Source organism: Achromobacter sp. UBA4530, assembly GCF_002388205.1.
Classification (GTDB): domain Bacteria; phylum Pseudomonadota; class Gammaproteobacteria; order Burkholderiales; family Burkholderiaceae_B; genus Achromobacter; species Achromobacter animicus.
Window position 1 is genome coordinate 15,724 of record NZ_DGMA01000025.1, and the last position, 12,576, is coordinate 28,299.

Annotated in this window: 19 protein-coding genes; all 19 read right to left on the reverse strand. The window is 62.3% G+C overall.

Annotated elements, in window-relative coordinates; genetic code table 11:
• The 19 genes from B2W22_RS16900 to B2W22_RS16990 all read right to left on the reverse strand — a co-directional run bounded on the left by B2W22_RS16900 (position 1) and on the right by B2W22_RS16990 (position 12,298).
• The gene (locus B2W22_RS16900) at positions 1–243 is read right to left on the reverse strand and encodes a hypothetical protein (RefSeq protein WP_286938885.1); all 243 of its coding nucleotides are present in this window, start codon (positions 241–243) and stop codon (positions 1–3) included.
• Positions 244–302: 59 nt separating this feature from the next.
• Positions 303–635 (reverse strand): hypothetical protein, encoded by a 333-nt coding sequence (locus B2W22_RS16905; RefSeq protein WP_286938887.1) that lies wholly within the window; start codon positions 633–635, stop codon positions 303–305.
• A gap of 2 nt (positions 636–637) precedes the next feature.
• Entirely contained in the window at positions 638–1,114 is a 477-nt protein-coding gene (locus tag B2W22_RS16910) for a phage tail tube protein (RefSeq protein ID WP_286938888.1), read from the reverse strand.
• Positions 1,115–1,170: 56 nt separating this feature from the next.
• Positions 1,171–1,530, reverse strand: a complete 360-nt coding sequence (gene gp17, locus B2W22_RS16915) for a tail completion protein gp17 (RefSeq protein ID WP_286938890.1) — start codon at positions 1,528–1,530, stop codon at positions 1,171–1,173.
• Positions 1,530–2,030 (reverse strand): HK97-gp10 family putative phage morphogenesis protein, encoded by a 501-nt coding sequence (locus tag B2W22_RS16920; RefSeq protein ID WP_286938892.1) that lies wholly within the window; start codon positions 2,028–2,030, stop codon positions 1,530–1,532. Before B2W22_RS16920 ends, gp17 begins: the two co-directional genes overlap by 1 nt.
• Positions 2,008–2,214 carry a hypothetical protein gene (locus B2W22_RS16925; protein WP_286938894.1) on the reverse strand — a complete coding sequence of 69 codons (207 nt, stop codon included), beginning with the start codon at positions 2,212–2,214 and terminating at the stop codon, positions 2,008–2,010. The genes B2W22_RS16920 and B2W22_RS16925 overlap by 23 nt, the downstream gene beginning before the upstream one ends.
• Before the next feature lie 3 nt (positions 2,215–2,217).
• The gene (locus tag B2W22_RS16930; RefSeq protein WP_286938896.1) at positions 2,218–2,577 is read right to left on the reverse strand and encodes a head-tail adaptor protein; all 360 of its coding nucleotides are present in this window, start codon (positions 2,575–2,577) and stop codon (positions 2,218–2,220) included.
• Positions 2,578–2,901 carry a head-tail connector protein gene (locus B2W22_RS16935; protein ID WP_286938898.1) on the reverse strand — a complete coding sequence of 108 codons (324 nt, stop codon included), beginning with the start codon at positions 2,899–2,901 and terminating at the stop codon, positions 2,578–2,580.
• Positions 2,888–3,478 carry a class I SAM-dependent methyltransferase gene (locus tag B2W22_RS16940; protein ID WP_286938900.1) on the reverse strand — a complete coding sequence of 197 codons (591 nt, stop codon included), beginning with the start codon at positions 3,476–3,478 and terminating at the stop codon, positions 2,888–2,890. Before B2W22_RS16940 ends, B2W22_RS16935 begins: the two co-directional genes overlap by 14 nt.
• The gene (locus B2W22_RS16945; protein ID WP_286938902.1) at positions 3,426–4,748 is read right to left on the reverse strand and encodes a hypothetical protein; all 1,323 of its coding nucleotides are present in this window, start codon (positions 4,746–4,748) and stop codon (positions 3,426–3,428) included. The genes B2W22_RS16940 and B2W22_RS16945 overlap by 53 nt, the downstream gene beginning before the upstream one ends.
• A gap of 68 nt (positions 4,749–4,816) precedes the next feature.
• Positions 4,817–5,089: a hypothetical protein gene (locus tag B2W22_RS16950; protein WP_286938904.1), complete on the reverse strand. Its 273-nt coding sequence runs from the start codon at positions 5,087–5,089 to the stop codon at positions 4,817–4,819.
• Between the two features lie 54 nt (positions 5,090–5,143).
• Positions 5,144–6,406: a phage major capsid protein gene (locus B2W22_RS16955; RefSeq protein WP_286938905.1), complete on the reverse strand. Its 1,263-nt coding sequence runs from the start codon at positions 6,404–6,406 to the stop codon at positions 5,144–5,146.
• A gap of 11 nt (positions 6,407–6,417) precedes the next feature.
• The gene (locus B2W22_RS16960) at positions 6,418–7,101 is read right to left on the reverse strand and encodes an HK97 family phage prohead protease (RefSeq protein WP_286938907.1); all 684 of its coding nucleotides are present in this window, start codon (positions 7,099–7,101) and stop codon (positions 6,418–6,420) included.
• Positions 7,098–8,615 carry a phage portal protein gene (locus B2W22_RS16965; protein ID WP_286938909.1) on the reverse strand — a complete coding sequence of 506 codons (1,518 nt, stop codon included), beginning with the start codon at positions 8,613–8,615 and terminating at the stop codon, positions 7,098–7,100. The genes B2W22_RS16960 and B2W22_RS16965 overlap by 4 nt, the downstream gene beginning before the upstream one ends.
• Positions 8,608–8,838, reverse strand: a complete 231-nt coding sequence (locus tag B2W22_RS16970) for a hypothetical protein (protein ID WP_286938911.1) — start codon at positions 8,836–8,838, stop codon at positions 8,608–8,610. Before B2W22_RS16970 ends, B2W22_RS16965 begins: the two co-directional genes overlap by 8 nt.
• 23 nt (positions 8,839–8,861) lie before the next feature.
• Entirely contained in the window at positions 8,862–10,553 is a 1,692-nt protein-coding gene (locus B2W22_RS16975) for a terminase large subunit (protein WP_286938913.1), read from the reverse strand.
• Positions 10,550–11,056 (reverse strand): P27 family phage terminase small subunit, encoded by a 507-nt coding sequence (locus B2W22_RS16980; protein WP_286938915.1) that lies wholly within the window; start codon positions 11,054–11,056, stop codon positions 10,550–10,552. The genes B2W22_RS16975 and B2W22_RS16980 overlap by 4 nt, the downstream gene beginning before the upstream one ends.
• 203 nt (positions 11,057–11,259) lie before the next feature.
• On the reverse strand, positions 11,260–11,613 hold the full coding sequence (locus B2W22_RS28450) for an HNH endonuclease signature motif containing protein (RefSeq protein WP_349679461.1): 354 nt from the start codon (positions 11,611–11,613) through the stop codon (positions 11,260–11,262).
• A 229-nt stretch (positions 11,614–11,842) separates the two neighbouring features.
• Entirely contained in the window at positions 11,843–12,298 is a 456-nt protein-coding gene (locus tag B2W22_RS16990; protein WP_286938918.1) for a hypothetical protein, read from the reverse strand.
• Between the last annotated feature and the right edge of the window lie 278 nt (positions 12,299–12,576).

Genomic DNA, 12,576 nt, shown 5'->3' on the forward strand with positions numbered 1-12,576 from the left:
TCAGGATTCCTTCAGTTTGCCAAGGCCGAACGCCTTCAGGGTTGCCTCATCGGCGTCATCTTCTGCGGTCTGAATCGGTCGGGTCAGAAAATCTAACCCAGCCCTAAGATCGCCGCTCATCTCCGCTGCCACCAGCGCTGCCGGCCGGTGGAAGCGGTGCAAATCGTCGAACGGCTGCTGCACATAGAAGTGCCGCCACCGATCGAACTCCATTTGCGTCATGGCGTCCTTAAGTTCAAGCACGGTCCGACCGCCCAGCGCGAGAGCGAGAACGTGCCAGAACCACTCGTCCTGGCCGACCGTCAGGCTTTTTTTTCGGCTTCCTCCGAGCGCGGCTCGTTCAGATCCCTGACGACCCCGTAGAAGGCGGCAAGCACGACCGGCTTCAGCCGGCAGGCGCTGGCCACCGTGAGGACAGGATCGCCGTCTTCGTCGCACAGGCTCGCCGCGACCAAGTGCGGTATGGCGGTTTCCCGCACGTCGGGGTTGCGGGACGCCGCGGCGGCGAGATGCGCGGAGTAGACGGCGCCCGAGTACCGCCGGAAATGGAACTCGCGCTCCTTGCCGTCGCCCAACTTCACCGGCCGGCGGATCACCTCGGGCGACACGAACAGGTCTTCATCCATATCGCTCATGTTCACGCCGCCTTGTAGAAAGGACGGACCTTGCCGGAACGCTGCAAGATCATGGTTCCCTTGACGATGTCGTTGTTGGCCACGTCAATGTTGACGTCTGCCACATAAGCGTCGAACACGAAACCGGACCGGGTGGTCATGGGCAGAAAGTCGCCGTTCGAATTGAAGGAGGGAGCAGACGTGCCGTCGGACAGGCCCATGAGCCACTGCTCCGTCGTGCCCGCGTCCTTCAGATCGAACAGGAGTTGATGACTGGCGTGCTGGGGGTCGTAATTGAACGGGACGGTCACCTGGCCAGGGTTGCCCAGGCCAGCCACGTACTGGCGATCGTCGATGTCGTCCAGGCACGTGGAGTCGATTTGATCCCGCGGGCCACCCAGACCTTGGATGCCGGTCGGGCACTTCATCTTGAGCGCAGTCTGGCCGCTCGAATTCGGGATACGCAGGAAAAGGTGCGTGCCTTGGCTTTTGATTCCCATGGATAGCTCCAAAAAAAAAAGCCCGCATGTGCGGGCTTTCGGGTACTTGATACCGGCTAATGCCGGCTGTGGATGAAATCAGCGCGAAAACTGATGCGGAAGAGCTTGGTGTCCTGTTCTCGCGCCGCGAACATCACGGCGTTCACCACGCCCGCGGCATCCAAGGCTGCGCGGACTGCGCGTGCCAGCTCTTTGGACTGCGCCTCGACCGCCGTATAAACGTCGATCTGCACCTCGTCTAGATCGTCTTCCGGCGCGCCCGAGAGCTGCACATACGGATCGTCGGCCACGGTCTGCCAGACTACGTAGGGCGCCGGCTGGTTGGCCGGGGCGATGCCGCTACCCCATATTCCGGACGGGCCAACAATGGCCAGAACCGAAGGCGTCGACAACACCTCTTCAACAGGAGCGAACATCAGCGCCCTCCACCATTCTTCGCAATACGTTTCACCGTGCTCTCGATCCGCTTCAGCAAGTCAGTCCTGATAGTCTCGATGACCGCCGCCCCGTGCTGGGAGACTGCCGGACGCAACCATGGTGTGGCTTGCTGCTGGCTCGAGCCCCACTCAAGGAGCTGCGCGCTCTTTCGCACGGTGGGCACCTTGCCGTCTCGCTCCGGGTTGCGGCCTGGATACGCTTTGCGCTTCACCCTCACCAGGTACCGTTCGCCTTTTCCGCTCGAGGGGGGCTTGCCGCGCGACGCGATCAGGTTCTTTTCAAGCAGCCCCGTGGACTGGCCACCGTCGCGCGCAATGACCTCCCGAAGGTTTGCCTCGGCCGCATCCCGCAACTGGCGGGCACCGCGCCGGAGAGCATTCTTCACCGGCCCACCCTTTTTTGACACGATCTCCGGCGGCAGCGCCTTCAACGTGGCGAGGACGTCGTCCAGGCCCTTAAGCTGCATCTCCATCTTCATCAAGGCTGCTCCCTGTCGATGACGGGGCCTCGGTGAGGTTGCCGTCCAGATCCCGAATGGGCTCACCTTCGCCGTCTTCGTCCAGCGCCTCGACCAGCACGAGGAAATTCTTGGTGAGCGTGTCCATTTGCTGCTGGAGGGCCGTGATTGCGGCCTCGATGCGGTTGAGCTGGTTTTGCTTCAAAATTCAGACCCCTCTTCCCTTGTCTGCCACTGCCCTGAATCGCCACTCTTGGCGTGCCGTTCGGTCGGTTTCGACGGATTCAATGCGGTATGCACGGCCATTCCAGACGAGACGGCACCGACCGAGGCGCTCATCCGATATGGGAAACCACCGGATCGCCACACGCGCCACACCGGTTTCCTGCGGAGCACCCGATGCGATCACTTCCCGGCCGGGCCCGGTGAGCACCTCGGCCGGGACAGCGTCAAATACCGTGTCCGAATCGAGCGCGAGCGTCTGCCAGGATTCAACCCGTCCATCGGGCCCCTTGAACGTGATCAGCTCCTCGATGGAAACACGATGGCGCAAGCGATAGGCCAACATTCAAACCCCCATTGCAAGCCGGCGCGGGCTCAGCTTGACTTCGGCGGCAGCGCGCAACTTCGGCACGTCGTCGGGCGGCGCCTGATATACAGCCTGCATCAGGAGCATGACTCCCAGGACCACATCACCCGGGACCGCAGGCTCCGAGCTGGGCGGGCTATTGGAGTCGCCTTCCTCGTGCCAAGGACCGCGCAAGTCGGGACGGTTCATGTAACCCGCCGCCTCAGCTTCCGCGCCATCCAGCAGCACCTGCAACTTCAGATCGTCAAAGTCGTGCGTGACGTCCAGCAGCGCCTTCGCAATCGCCAGGTTAATGACGCTCATAAGAGATCCAGGTGTCGTGGACGTGGACGATCTGGGCACCAGCGGCGCACAGCTCGTTCAAAGTTTCGGTCACTTGCACTTCCCTCCGGCCGTTGTCGTCGTGGAAAACGATGATGCCGCCCGGCCGCACAAGGGCGCGCGCCAAGCGGTAGTCGTTCATCACGCCTTCACGCGAGTGATCCGCGTCGATGAAAATCGCGTCTGCGCTCGGCAAGTCTGCGACCGCCAGGTCAAAGCTGCCTCGCTCGCGGAGCACCAGCTCGAAGCGGGGATCGTCCATTACAAGACCCCCAGGTTGCTTCGGCACCTCGTTGCGCTGGACTGGCATCAGCGTTCGATACCCGGGCAGGACGTCGACGCCGACATACCGGCTTACCGTCGGCAGGTTGCGAAACACCGCAGCCGGCGTCCGGCCCGCGTTGACCCCGAATTCGATAACAACCCGCGGCGAGACCGATTCGAACAGATGGAGCAACACGGCCAGTTCGCCGGGGTTGAAGTACTCAGGCGGCAAACCCGCCACGTCATACTGCCGCGGCGAGATCCTCTCGGACGGCCGAAGTCTTGCAGTGTTCATCCAGAAACTCCCTCATGCGCTTGTGCGCAGCCGCCAAGTCCATCCGCTTATCGCAGTTGTGGACGTGGCTAAAACATTGGCATGGCCGGACAGGGTCCAGGCCGAGATATGGAGAGAACGCGGCCCCCGCCGAAAACGAGGCCGAGGACTCATATCCCCCGAAGATCGAAACCACGGGAACGCCCACCGCCTGGGCCAGAATCACGGCAAAGCCCGGCGCGGTATAGACCGCCGCGGCCAGGGAGAACAACCCCGCCATAACCTCGACGTCCAGCTCGCCGGCGTGTAGCGAAACATCCGCCGGCAACGCTTCCCCAGACAACCACTCTTTGCCCGGTTCCAGGTCTGCCAGGCTCACCACAAAGAAGCGATCGCGGATGGCTTCGAACAGCTCCCGGTAAACGCTGGCGTCCGGGTTCCGATTGCGGCACCCGCCCCATTCTTTGCGCTCGACCAGAGGCCGAACGATCAGAATGGGGCGATCAGGCCCCCACCTTCTCACCAGCGCCTCGGCGCGTTCGATCCATTCGCGCTTCACCGGAAGCCGGAAGTCGCCCGGCTCAACGGAGCACTGCGCCGCCATTGCCGCGAGAACCGACCCACACTTGCGGACCGCATCCGGCGGATACCTGACTTCCAAGGATCTGGCACCAGCAGGCACCGGCGCAACGCTGTACCGCGAAGCCTCACGCTGCGCATTCTTCGCCTGCGTGCGCAGGCGCGACCCCTTGCCGACTAACTTGAGACCGTCCAAGTCGTGATACAAGCAAGGCCACGGTGTTTCGAGCCAGACGTCCCAGGTATTGAGCAGCTCTCGGACGATGGCGCGCTGGTGCAAGTTATCGCCCAGGCCGTGCATGCCGTTGACGAGCAACGGCGGCTTGCTGACCTCACTCTCCGCGAGGGCCTGGTTCAGCCCCTGCCGCGGGAAGCACTCCAGCGCAGTCGCCCGGCTCGCGTTCACCACGCGAACGGTCCACAGCCGGCGCGCCAGATCCGCGAACTGGGCGGGCCACTTGGCTACGCTTCCGGCATTTCCAAGCCCATCGCCGTGATCCGGGTGCCAATGGGCATGGCCGCCCGTCAGTTGCGCGTCATATCCCAGCAGGATCACGCGCTCGGCGCCTCGCATCGCGGAAAGGGCAACCGCTCCAGCCCCGGAGTTCAGCTCCGCCCGAAGCTCCAGGCACCGGGTTACGCCGGCAATTCCGCCGTGCGGGGCGACTTTCTCACCCGTGAACAGCTGCTGCGCTTCGGCGCCGTACACCATCCACCATTCCCGATCCATCGCATACAGGACATCCGCCCAGGGCGCCGCCCGGAACGACGTATTCGTAACTACAACAGCCCGCCCTGACCCCGATTCTCGCCATCGTCTGACGAGCGCGCAGTCGTCTGCTGTGAGGCTCGGACCGCTCGCGATGCAGACGACGGTGCGCCAGCGGTCCGAGAAGGGCCCTTGTTCTGCATACCGTCGCGCATCTGGTTGAGGTGCGCCGGCGCCTCTTTTGCGATGCCTTTGGCGATCACGGCTCGGGCATAGGAATTTGGCAATTCCAACTCCTGGCCCTTCCGGTAGCCGTCGAAGTTCTGTAACGCGATCACGCGCATCTCATCTCCTTGCTGCTACCGCGGGCACTGTTCGCCAATGCCCGCGGCCGCATATCAACTGACGTTGTCGATCGGGCCCTTGACGAACGCTTCGGGGCGGTAGTTCGCCAGCACGAGGCGCTCTTCCACCCGGATGGTTGCCATGTTCTTGACGAAGTTGTCCTTGTTTTCGAACGAGATCGCCACGTTGGCATCCTGACGATCCAGGATCTGCGCATGGGCGGCGAAATCGCCGGTCAAGGCATCGCCTTGGGACATCGACTTCGTCGACACCACATCCCGACCCCATAGACGACCCGTCGTGGTCATCTGCGGGTTCGTGAACAGGTAACCGCGCTGGCCATCCTTCAGCAACTCGATCGTCGCCCAGTCGGTCGGGTGAAGCACGATGCCAGTGGCGAAGGCGTCGGCGAGTTCCACCTGAAGCATCATGAGACGCAGCCGGTCGATTTGCTGCTCGTTCTGCACCGAAACGCCGGCTGGGCGGCTGTACGCGGTAGCCGTCGTGTACAGACCATGCAGGTTGTTGCCGACACCCGAGCCGTTCAGAAGCTGATTCTCTTCGACGAGCGCGAGCTGATAGAGCATGCGGCCCTCGATGTACGAGCGGATGTAATCGACATCGTCGAGCATCTGGAGCGAGATATCGGTCCAGTGCGCGATGGTCTTGACGGTCTCGGTCACCATCTCGACTTCGAGGTTGAACTCCGGCTTCAGCGTGCCTTCGGAGACGGGCTCGGGTCCGCCGGTGTAGCCGGTCTCGCGCGGGTAGAACACGACCGGCTTGCTGGTGCGTCCGGGCATCAGCAGGCCACGCACCGTCAGGCGTTGTACGAGCGGCGCCACCATGGGGCGCGCCTCACCAGGATAGATGAGTGCACCGCCGGTGGGGCTGCCGCTCAGCAGCGCCTTGCGGCTCATCGGAATGAGGACGGACTTGCCGCGCACCGGATTGACCAGCAGGTCCTTCGCATCCGGGTTCTCCTCGAGGAACTTGTCGATGGCGCTGCCGAGAGTTTCGTCCTCGCCGCGGCCCATGGACTTCAGTCCCTGCGAGATCGCCTGCTCGAGGTCTCGCATCTGTTGGCCGAGTTCGCCCTGCTTCTGGAGCGCTTCGTCGACTTTGCCCTTCAGCTCGGTCGTCGACTGCTCGCCGGCTTCCTTCTGGGAGAGAATCTGGCGGCCCAGTTCTTTGACCTCGTCGGTCTTGGCTTTGAACTCGCGGGTCAGCGCAGCCAGGTCGGCCTCGGCTTGCTGCTGCTGATCGCGGCCCGAGTCCTTCCGGCCGTACTCTTTGGTGTGCAACTTTGCGTGCATGATGGTCCTTTTCAAAGGGTGTCGCGCAGGATGTTGAGCGCTGCGCGAACGGGATCGGTGTCGAATGCCAATCGGCCCGGCTCCCCCGGATCCAGAAGGCTTTTGTACCCAGTTACGGAGATTCGCTCCGCCTGAGATCGCGAGAAACCCTTCTCCCGAAGGATCTCTTCAAATTCACGAATGGTCGGCAAGCTGCCCTCGGCGAGCTTTCGCTTCACCGCGTCAACCTGCGCGTCGGGATTCGCCGGGAACGTGACGATGCTGATCTCTTGCAGGTCAAGTTTCGTCAGCGTCCGGATTCCGGTCTTCTCGTTGAAGTTGGACTCCTCGACGTAGTAGCCGATGGATAGCCCCTTGACGACGCGTCGCTTCATGAGCGCCAGCGCTTCGCGCGCCAGCGGAATGACGTCGTGCATGAGCCAGCCTCCCACCTTCAGACCGCGCTCGTCTTCCTCGAGCAGGTCGTAGCCACCAATGGGAGAATCGCTCCGGTGCTGCCACAGCGCCGGCAGCGGATCGCCCGAGGCCTTGATCGCCTGCAGGCTATCTAGGAAAGCGCCAGGCGCCACGATTTCGCGATAGCTGTCTACTGTGCCGAACACCGAGCCATAGCCGGTGAAGGATCCGTCCTCGTTGACGTCGGTCGTCTTAAACGCCATTTGCCGATGCTTGATGGCCGCGGACTTTCGATTCATTGGTTACCCTCCGGCGCCAGCTCGAACCCAACGAGCGGCGAGGTCATTGCCGAGATTTCCTCAGCGGTGAGGAGCGGGAACGCAGCGGCGATCGCCGCGCGCACCGTTTCGATAGGGATCTGACCCCGCGCTCCCGCCGACAGCAAACTTTGAAGCGCGCTCAACTGATCGCTGGTTAGCGAAGCTTCTTTCCCGGTCGAGGAAGCGTCGGCGTCGGCAGACGAGGTCCCTTTCGTTTCGGCTGTGGCCCCCAGCGAGTCAAGCGGGGCCATGGCAGATTGGACGGTCAGCACTTCCGCATTCCCGCCCATCGGCGCCATGTTCTCCGCCCGGCGCACATCATCGCGCGTCAAGATCCCGTTGTTCACGCCAACAGAGAAGCTCTCGTAGCGACTCTTCATATCCGCGCGCAGCAGGCCTGCCACGTTGAACTCACCGAAATAGGTGAGCTTCTCGTTCGAAGGGATCAAGGCGCGGCGAACGGACTGCTCAATCCTGCGCAACCAAGGCGTCAGGCTGTACGTCAGGAAGGCGATGTTTTGCTGTTCCAGTCCCGTGCCCCAGTTGGAAGCCTTCTCGCCATGCCCGACCAGCGTCGGCGGCACACCGAACCAACGGCAGATTTCTTCGATACTGAACTGGCGGCTTTGCAGCATCTGCGCGTCGACGGCGTTCATCGACAGCGCCTGATAACCCATGCCCCCTTCGAGAATGAAGCTCTTTCGCGCGTTCGCGGCGGAGTAGGAGAACTCGTCAAGGTGCCCGCGCATCTTCTCGCGCTGGTCCGGCGTCAACCACTGACCTGGCTGGGTGGTCACGAACCCCGAGGCCGACATGCCATTCGCGAACAGCGACGAAGCCGCATGGTCTGCTGCGCTCGCGTTTCCGAACACGCTCGCGCCGTAGGCGATCGGTGATATGCCCTCGCGCCCGGTCAGCGTGAATGCAACCAGCTTCCACATTCGCGAAGCCGGAATCTCCCGCGCCTTGGAAGTCTCGGGGTCTGTGTACCGATAGACCCTCTGAGCTCCATTCCCTTTCCAGCTCACGTTCGGAACATAGAGCGGATCGAGCGCGACCAGCCGACCGCCGATCATGTCCATCTCGGCATATCCCACACCGCGCAGCAGCATCCAGGCAACCATGACTTGCCAAAAGTCCACGGCGGACATATCCGCGTTGGGCTGGTTGTGCAGCAGGTCATACAACCTATGCTCGGGCGCCGGCTCACGCGCGCCGCCCGGCATCCGCCGATAGATCGAGAAGGGCAACGTCGCAATGGTTTGCGAAAGGATGCGAACGCACGCCATCACCGCAGCGATTCTCAAAGCACTGCGCTCACTGATCGGCCTACCGGAATCAGTCACGAGCTGCCACGGCGCGTTATAGGCAAATCCGTCGCCCGCATCGGTCGGCACTGATGCAGGCCGCACCCAGGTCGCCTTCTGAAGGCGGCCACCGCCAACGCTCGCCAGGCCTGCGCGGATCACCCCGAAGAGGCTACGTTCACTCACTGCGCACCCCCGGCTGCGGAATCGGGTTGGCCGGCATGGCCGAATCACTGACTCCCGTCGCCTCGGACGCCATGCCGCGGCGAAGGACTTCCGAAAGCAGCGCCAGACCCACGCCCGCGCCGATCAAAGCCCAGCCTTTACCCGCCAAGACATACACCCCAGCGATCGACAAGCCGAGCGCCAACACAGTCAACACGCAATACGAGACGAGAGCTTTATCCATCTTCTTTCCGTTGAGCCGCCGCATCATGCGACGACAGGAGAATCGAAATAGCCGTTCTGGTCACCTTGCGGCGACTCATTCAGCGCACGGCTCATTGCCTGAGTCATGGAAATGACCCCGTCGATCTTGTTCTCGGGCTTTTCCTTGGTCGGATGCTTAAGTCCGGAGAACTTCGAGAGCCGCATCACCACATTGCTCACCATCCAGGCCATGACCGGATTCGCGTCGTGGATCAGATCGCCCGTCAGAACAAGGTTTTCGATCGTCACCAGCGGCAGCGTGAAGCGAGCGGACGTCTGCGGCATCTCGACCATCAGAAGCCCGTCTTCCTCCTGCAGCTTTGCCGCGAAGTACGCGGCGAACTTCGGGTCGTAGACCACCTCTCGGAGGTTCAGTTTCCGGGCGAACTCCTTGAGATCGCTGCGGATGAAGTCGAAGTCCGTCGCATTTCCCGGCGTCACAACCAGGTGCCCGGCTTCGGCCCAACCAAAAAAGTGTCGGTTCTCGGGCGCGTTGACCTGCTCCTCGTTGAGATAGAACCGGTGAAAAACGTAGTACTGCCCGTGCCGCCTCACCACCATGGTCAAGGCCGCGATGTCACTCTTCTCGGCCAGGTCTAACCCAGCCCAGCAATCTTCGCCTGCAAAGTCGTCCAGGCTCAGGCCCTCTCGGCCACACTGGCGCCACGGCTCGGCACCTATCCAGCGCGAACCACCTCGCACCCAAATGTTCAGGCGCTTGGTGAGAACGTTCGGTAACTCTTGAGGCTGACGTTTGGCTCGCTCGACCACCGCCCGCAGCTGCGGCTCGTAGACCGACACGCCCAAATTTGGGTTCGCCTTGGCCCACTCGATGGGATCGTCCCACTTGTCCGGCTCGTCCACCGTGTAGATGACGGCCAGCAACTCGTCATCCTCCAACACCCCTTCGAGTACCTTCTCCGCGTACTGATGCTGCGAGTACCCGAACGAGGACAGGTCAAAGCCCGCCGTGGTGATCTGCCAGATCATCGGTTGCAGGCGGGCGCCCATGCCCGACTTGATCACGTCGTAGATCTCCCGCGTCGGGTGCGCGTGAACCTCATCCAGGATCGCCCCGTGCGGGTTCAAGCCGTCCAGGCTCTTGGCATCGCGACCCAAGGGCAGGAAGACATCGGCGCGCCCGGGCCGCATGTCATAAAGCTCATTGAGGCGCACCCCGATGCTGCGCTTTAGAGTCGGCGACGCCTGGACCATCCGCACTGCCTCAGCGTGCGTGATCTTGGCCTGGTCCATCTTGGTCGCCGCGCTGTAAACCTCGGCACCGCCCTCCCCGTCGAACGTGAACAGGTAGAGGCCGACGCCAGACAGCTTGGTCGACTTGCCGTTCTTGCGCGGGACTTCCTCCCACACCTCGCGGAACCGTCGCGTTCCATCGGTGCGCATCCAGCCGAAGGCGAGCGCCACCCAGAACTGCTGCCACGGTGCAAGCTCGAAAGGCTGGCCAGCCCATTCCCCCTTTGAATGGCGCAGGAAGAGGAACGATTCGAGGGAATGTTGCGCGAGCGCCTCCGAGAACCACAGACCGCGCTCTGCGCCCGTCTCCAGGTCGCGGTAGTGCCGTTCCACGGCCAGCTTGATCCAGCGACAGACGACGATATCGCCTGCCATCACGCCCCGGCCGTACGCGTCCCAATCAAACGACCTGACGAGTTCGCGCCGTTTGGAGGCGCTCATACCGCCCTCATGCCGGCCGCGATCTTGCGCTGCCGATGCTGCTCCACGGGGTCATCCTCAAACAGCGAGCCCTGACCAGCGCCACCGCCCACCGACGTCGCCTTTTGAAATGACGGGATAGTGAGCGCGGCCTCGGGCAACCACTGGAGCAACTCCTTCTTCAACTTGCTCGCGACGTGGAAAATCTGGTGCGGCTGAACGTAACCGTTGGGCGTCGTCACCATGTAGTTACCGCCGTGCTCCGCCGCGTAGTCGCTCAGCTGCTTCTCGGCAGCCACCCAGCGAGTGAACGTGCGACAGATGACGCTCAGCACCAGCGCGTCTGTGCGGTGGATCAGCCCAACGTCGAGGAGCGCCTGCGTCACGTGGTTCCAGACCTTACGCTCCGCTGCACTAAGCGTCATCGGCGCGGTCGGAATTTCAGCGGGCAATGCTGGTGTCGTGGACGCACCGATCCCAACTCCGCCACCGACATTCGGAACGGGTTTGAGCTGGTGCGTCATGATTCTGAGGAGGCCCCTTTTTGACCCCCCCCCTATTGAAAAATCCGGTGCGTGAAAAAAAAGACGGGGCGGCCGGTTTCCGCTTCGACCCCCCCTAGACTTTTGACCCACCCCTCCCGCCCGGAGGCCATCGCCTCCCGGACCGGCCATGCCTCTTACACCCGCCAGCGGCCCTCTGGAGGGCGCTACGCGCCTGCTTGGCCCTATCGACGTCGTGCCCGGAGACGTTCCGCCAGGCTCTTCTCGTCGTGGCATTCATCGCACAGGCCCTGCTCGTTCTCAGGCCCGTCCACTCCGCCTTCGAACAGCGGGATCACGTGGTCGCGCTGTGTAGCGAGGCGAACCCGCCCGTACTCCAAGCACTTCACGCAGAGGGGCTCACGCGCGAACAACTCGGCGCGCATGCGCTGGAGCCGCCGCCCGGTGATTCGCTTTGTCGAACCGCCCCGCTTTTCGGTCCAGCCAGCAGGCCGGTGCCTATCGCAGTAGCCGGACCCGTCATAGACGAGTGCCGAGCAGCCGGCGTGCTTGCACGGCTTTGGAGCGGCTTGAACCATATGTGATTGCCCTGTCGGGATTACGGCGCGGGCCACGCCGAGGAGTAGTGGCGATGTCGGCGCCAGCCGATCCCGACTACGGGTGCAACAACAGCCCCGGAAGCGCAAACAAAAGAGCCCTGGCGACTGGCGTTCAGGGCTCTTAGGTTGCGGGCTCCGCAGGAATGTACCGGATTATGCCCCCTCATGTATAAGTTGCAAAAATTCCCCCGCTGTCACGTCGAACGATTCAGGCTGAATCTGCGGCCGGTGCAGTCGGTTCTGCTGAAAACTCTAGAAGCGTAGTCATGAACCGAACCCACTCGCCATCATCGAACACCAGCGGTTCTGTCACTTGCCGGTCGCCGTCCCATAGCCCGCAACTTGCGAACTCTGGTTGCTCTGGTGACCACCAAGCACCGCGAATCGAAGTGCCCCAATCCAGCCGCCGAGAAAAGAACGGCATGTTGCACATGATGATGTACCACCTGTAATTCTCAGGATCCGCGATGTACTCTCGGTTGCTCCTTTCGGTGATGACCCGGCACACCTCGAGTGCCTTCTTGGCCATCAGTTCGTCCATGTCTAGGTCATAGGTTGTGAAATCAAAAATGTACAGAGACAGATACGCCGACTTGCTCACATCGCCGCAACAGTCGCGCTCATACTCCGCGTATCCGTCGTCAAGCAGCTTTCGATAATCCATTGGCACTCCCTCAATTCTCTATCCGCCGGACCGCTTTGCATTGCTGCCGTGTGAATCGGCTCCGATCCTAAGTGATTCGGCGCCGAGTCTCCTGGCATCAAGCCAATCTCGGACCCGACGATCCGCGTTACATAAGCGATTGTGCAGGGTTGCACGAGTGCAGCCCAGTGTTTCTGCAATCGCCTGCACTCCTCCCTCCCAGCGATAGGCGGCAACGACGGCGCGCTTAAGCTCGGCAGGCAATTGGGCGATCGCGCGGTCCATCTCTAACGCGCCAG

Coding starts and splice junctions, on each gene's coding strand:
- B2W22_RS16905 (WP_286938887.1), bottom strand. CDS start 635: ATGAGCGATATGGATGAAGACCTGTTCGTGTCGCCCGAGGTGATCCGC.
- B2W22_RS16910 (WP_286938888.1), bottom strand. CDS start 1,114: ATGGGAATCAAAAGCCAAGGCACGCACCTTTTCCTGCGTATCCCGAAT.
- gp17 (WP_286938890.1), bottom strand. CDS start 1,530: ATGTTCGCTCCTGTTGAAGAGGTGTTGTCGACGCCTTCGGTTCTGGCC.
- B2W22_RS16920 (WP_286938892.1), bottom strand. CDS start 2,030: ATGAAGATGGAGATGCAGCTTAAGGGCCTGGACGACGTCCTCGCCACG.
- B2W22_RS16930 (WP_286938896.1), bottom strand. CDS start 2,577: ATGTTGGCCTATCGCTTGCGCCATCGTGTTTCCATCGAGGAGCTGATC.
- B2W22_RS16935 (WP_286938898.1), bottom strand. CDS start 2,901: ATGAGCGTCATTAACCTGGCGATTGCGAAGGCGCTGCTGGACGTCACG.
- B2W22_RS16940 (WP_286938900.1), bottom strand. CDS start 3,478: ATGAACACTGCAAGACTTCGGCCGTCCGAGAGGATCTCGCCGCGGCAG.
- B2W22_RS16945 (WP_286938902.1), bottom strand. CDS start 4,748: ATGGTGTACGGCGCCGAAGCGCAGCAGCTGTTCACGGGTGAGAAAGTC.
- B2W22_RS16950 (WP_286938904.1), bottom strand. CDS start 5,089: ATGCGCGTGATCGCGTTACAGAACTTCGACGGCTACCGGAAGGGCCAG.
- B2W22_RS16955 (WP_286938905.1), bottom strand. CDS start 6,406: ATGCACGCAAAGTTGCACACCAAAGAGTACGGCCGGAAGGACTCGGGC.
- B2W22_RS16960 (WP_286938907.1), bottom strand. CDS start 7,101: ATGAATCGAAAGTCCGCGGCCATCAAGCATCGGCAAATGGCGTTTAAG.
- B2W22_RS16970 (WP_286938911.1), bottom strand. CDS start 8,838: ATGGATAAAGCTCTCGTCTCGTATTGCGTGTTGACTGTGTTGGCGCTC.
- B2W22_RS16975 (WP_286938913.1), bottom strand. CDS start 10,553: ATGAGCGCCTCCAAACGGCGCGAACTCGTCAGGTCGTTTGATTGGGAC.
- B2W22_RS16980 (WP_286938915.1), bottom strand. CDS start 11,056: ATGACGCACCAGCTCAAACCCGTTCCGAATGTCGGTGGCGGAGTTGGG.
- B2W22_RS28450 (WP_349679461.1), bottom strand. CDS start 11,613: ATGGTTCAAGCCGCTCCAAAGCCGTGCAAGCACGCCGGCTGCTCGGCA.
- B2W22_RS16990 (WP_286938918.1), bottom strand. CDS start 12,298: ATGGATTATCGAAAGCTGCTTGACGACGGATACGCGGAGTATGAGCGC.